This window comes from Rhizobacter sp. P3_B12 (assembly GCF_056402895.1).
Map to the genome: position 1 here is coordinate 1 of NZ_JBFUGN010000797.1, position 2,880 is coordinate 2,880.

General features: G+C 70.6%; 3 protein-coding genes and 1 pseudogene. 1 reads left to right on the forward strand and 3 read right to left on the reverse strand.

The window, feature by feature from the left end:
* Nucleotides 1-510, forward strand: a pseudogene (locus tag AC1D01_RS28130) (hypothetical protein); the annotation flags it as partial.
* Nucleotides 511-556: 46 nt separating this feature from the next.
* Here AC1D01_RS28130 and phoR read toward each other — a convergent pair.
* The 3 genes from phoR to AC1D01_RS28145 all read right to left on the reverse strand — a co-directional run.
* Nucleotides 557-1,915, reverse strand: a complete 1,359-nt coding sequence (gene phoR / locus AC1D01_RS28135; RefSeq protein ID WP_477872278.1) for a phosphate regulon sensor histidine kinase PhoR — start codon at nt 1,913-1,915, stop codon at nt 557-559.
* A gap of 36 nt (nt 1,916-1,951) precedes the next feature.
* Nucleotides 1,952-2,659, reverse strand: coding sequence for a phosphate regulon transcriptional regulator PhoB (gene phoB, locus AC1D01_RS28140; RefSeq protein WP_477872280.1), 708 nt, complete (start codon nt 2,657-2,659; stop codon nt 1,952-1,954).
* Nucleotides 2,660-2,687: 28 nt separating this feature from the next.
* On the reverse strand, nt 2,688-2,880 hold a 193-nt coding region (locus AC1D01_RS28145), incomplete at its 5' end, for a PhoU domain-containing protein (protein ID WP_477872282.1).

Below are 2,880 nucleotides of genomic sequence, written 5' to 3' on the forward strand. Positions count from 1 at the left end.
CCGGCGGCCAACGTCGCGCGGCTGGCGCCGGGCTTCATCCCGAACTTCTCGCTGCTGGCGCTGCTGACGGCCATCGCGGCCACGCTGGCCTGGCTGTGGCTGGTGAAGTGGCGCACCGGGCGGCACCGCCATCCGCTGTGGAAGAGCCTGGTGCTGCCGGCCAGCGGCGTCGCGCTGTGCTGGTCGCTGCTGATGACGCTCGGGCTGCCGCTCTTCGACTACGCGCGCAGCTACCGCCCGCTGGTGACGCGCATCGCGCGCCATGTGCCGAGCGACGTGTGCATCGCAGCGCCCGGCCTCAGCCGCGCGCAGCTGGTGGCGCTGGAGTACTTCGGCGGCTACCGCGTCGACGCGACGCAGGCACCCGACCGCACGCTGTGCGAGTTCCTGATCGTGATGGAGACCTTGCGCCGCCAGGCGCCGGCCCCGCAGGGCTGGCAGCTGGTCACGCGGGAGTTGCGCCCCTCGGACAGCGACGAGGTGGCCGCGGTCTACCGCCGCGGACCGTAGCCCGGAAGACATTCCGGGAAAAGCCGCACCCGGATTGGCATCCGGGCTACGAGTCTTGAACCTGCGGCACGCTTCGGCGAGGATCCGGCGCCGGCTCCAGGAAGCGCACCCGCGCCGCCGGCAGCACCAGGCAGAAGCGCGAGCCCTTGCCGATCTCGCTGTGGATGTCGAGCTCGCCGCCGTGCCGCTGCACCACGTGCTTGACGATCGACAGCCCGAGCCCGGTGCCGCCGGTGTCGCGCGAGCGGCTGCCGTCGACGCGGTAGAAGCGCTCGGTCAGCCGCGGCAGGTGCTCGCGCGCGATGCCCGGGCCGGTGTCGCTGACCGCCACCTCGCCGGCACCATCCTCGCGCACCCGCCAGTTCACCGTGATGCGCCCGCCTTCCGGCGTGTAGCGCACCGCATTCGTCACCAGGTTGCCGACCGCGCTCATCAGCTCGCTTTCGCTGCCAGCGAGTTGCGCCGCATCGGCGCCGGAGAAGCTCAGCTGGTGGCGCCCCATCGACAGCGCGCTCGCATCGGCCTGCGCCTGGCCGAACAGCTTGCTGACGGCCACCCAGCGGTCGCTCGGCGGGCGCGGGCTGCCTTCGAGCTGCGCGAGCGTCAGCAGGTCGGCCACCAGCGTCTGCATGCGCTGCGTCTGCTGCCCCATCAGCGTCAGCACGCGGCGGCGCTCGACCTCGGTCAGCGGCAGGTTGCTCATGGTCTCGATGAAGCCCGACAGCACCGTCAGCGGCGTGCGGATCTCGTGCGAGACGTTGGCGACGAAATCGCGCCGCATGCCCTCGGAGCGCTCGCGCTCGGTGATGTCGAGCGACAGCACCAGCTTCAGGCCGTCGCCGTAGGGCCGGATGTAGACCGACAGCGTGCCGCGGCTGCGCAGGTCGGGCACCGTCACCGCCTGGTCGAAGGCGCCGGCCTGCAGGTAGCTGACGAAGACCGGCGCACGCACGAGGTTGGTCACGCGCTGGCGCTTGTCGCGCACCGGGTCGAGCCCGAAGTGGTCGGCCGCCACCGAGTTGCACCATTCGATCTGGTCGTTCTCGTCGAGCAGCAGCACGCCGTTCGGCGAGGCCTCGATGGCCGACAGGAAATGCGCCAGGCGCCCCTGCTCGCGGCTCACCGTGCGGTCGCGCGCCACCACGGCGCGCTCGATGCGGTAGCCCATCTCGCCCCAGAAGCCGGTGTCGCGCGGGGCCGAGCCCTCGAGCGAGCCGCTGAGCCAGCGCATCAGCCGGTAGCCGCGCACCGCGTCGATCAGCGCGACCGCGCTCGCACCGAGCAGCGTGCCGAGCCACAGGCCGACCAGCGGCGCATGCACCATCTCGCCCAGCACATGGCCGAGCCCGCCACCGACCGCCATCGCGAGGACGCCGGCCAGGAAGCGCGGCAGCAGCCAGTTCATCGCATCAGGTCCGTGTCAGGCCGAGGGCAGGCAGGCTCAGGCCGACAGCGACTGCGACTGCACCTGCTGCGTCAGCCGGTAGCCCGCGCCGCGGACGGTCTCGATCATCTGCGAGCAGTTGACCGGGTTCAGCGCCTCGCGCAGGCGCTTGACGTGCACGTCGACCGTGCGCTCCTCGATGAAGACATGGTCGCCCCAGACGCGGTCGAGCAGCTGCGAGCGGCTGTGCACGCGCTCCGGGTGCGTCATGAAGAAATGCAGCAGGCGGAACTCGGTCGGGCCGACGCGAACCTCATGGCCTTCGCGCGAGACGCGGCGCGTCGCCGGGTCGAGCTTCAGCGGGCCGACCTCGACCGCCGAGTCGAGCGCCTCGGGCGCCTTGCGGCGCAGCACCGCACGGATGCGCGCCATCAGCTCGTGCGTCGAGAACGGCTTGGTCAGGTAGTCGTCGGCACCGGCGTCCAGGCCCGAGATCTTGTCGGATTCGGCGGCGCGCGCGGTCAGCATGATGATCGGCAGCTCGCGGGTGCGCGGTTGCGAGCGCCAGCGCTTCGCGAGCGTGATGCCGGATTCGCCGGGCAGCATCCAGTCGAGCACCACCAGGTCGGGCAGCACGCGGTCGACCTGCACCAGCGCCTCGTCGGCCGTCGCCGCCACCACCACCTCGTAGCCCGCATGGCGCAGGTTGATGGACATCAGCTCGGCGATTGCCGATTCGTCTTCGACCACCAGCACCTGGCTCATCGTTGGATCCCCTTTGCAGCAGTTCGCGTCATCGCACCATCGACTCGACGTTCTCGAGCGAGTTGTGGCGCACGTCGGTGCCCATCACCACGTAGATGATGACCTCGGCGAGGTTCTTCGCATGGTCGCCCACGCGCTCGATCGCCTTGGCGACGAACACCAGGTCGATGCTCGACGAGATGGTGCGCGGGTCTTCCATCATGTAGGTGATGAGCTTGCGC

What these genes read in the sequence shown, in the direction of transcription:
- phoR (WP_477872278.1), bottom strand. Translation starts at nt 1,915, where the DNA reads ATGAACTGGCTGCTGCCGCGCTTCCTGGCCGGCGTCCTCGCGATGGCG.
- phoB (WP_477872280.1), bottom strand. Translation starts at nt 2,659, where the DNA reads ATGAGCCAGGTGCTGGTGGTCGAAGACGAATCGGCAATCGCCGAGCTG.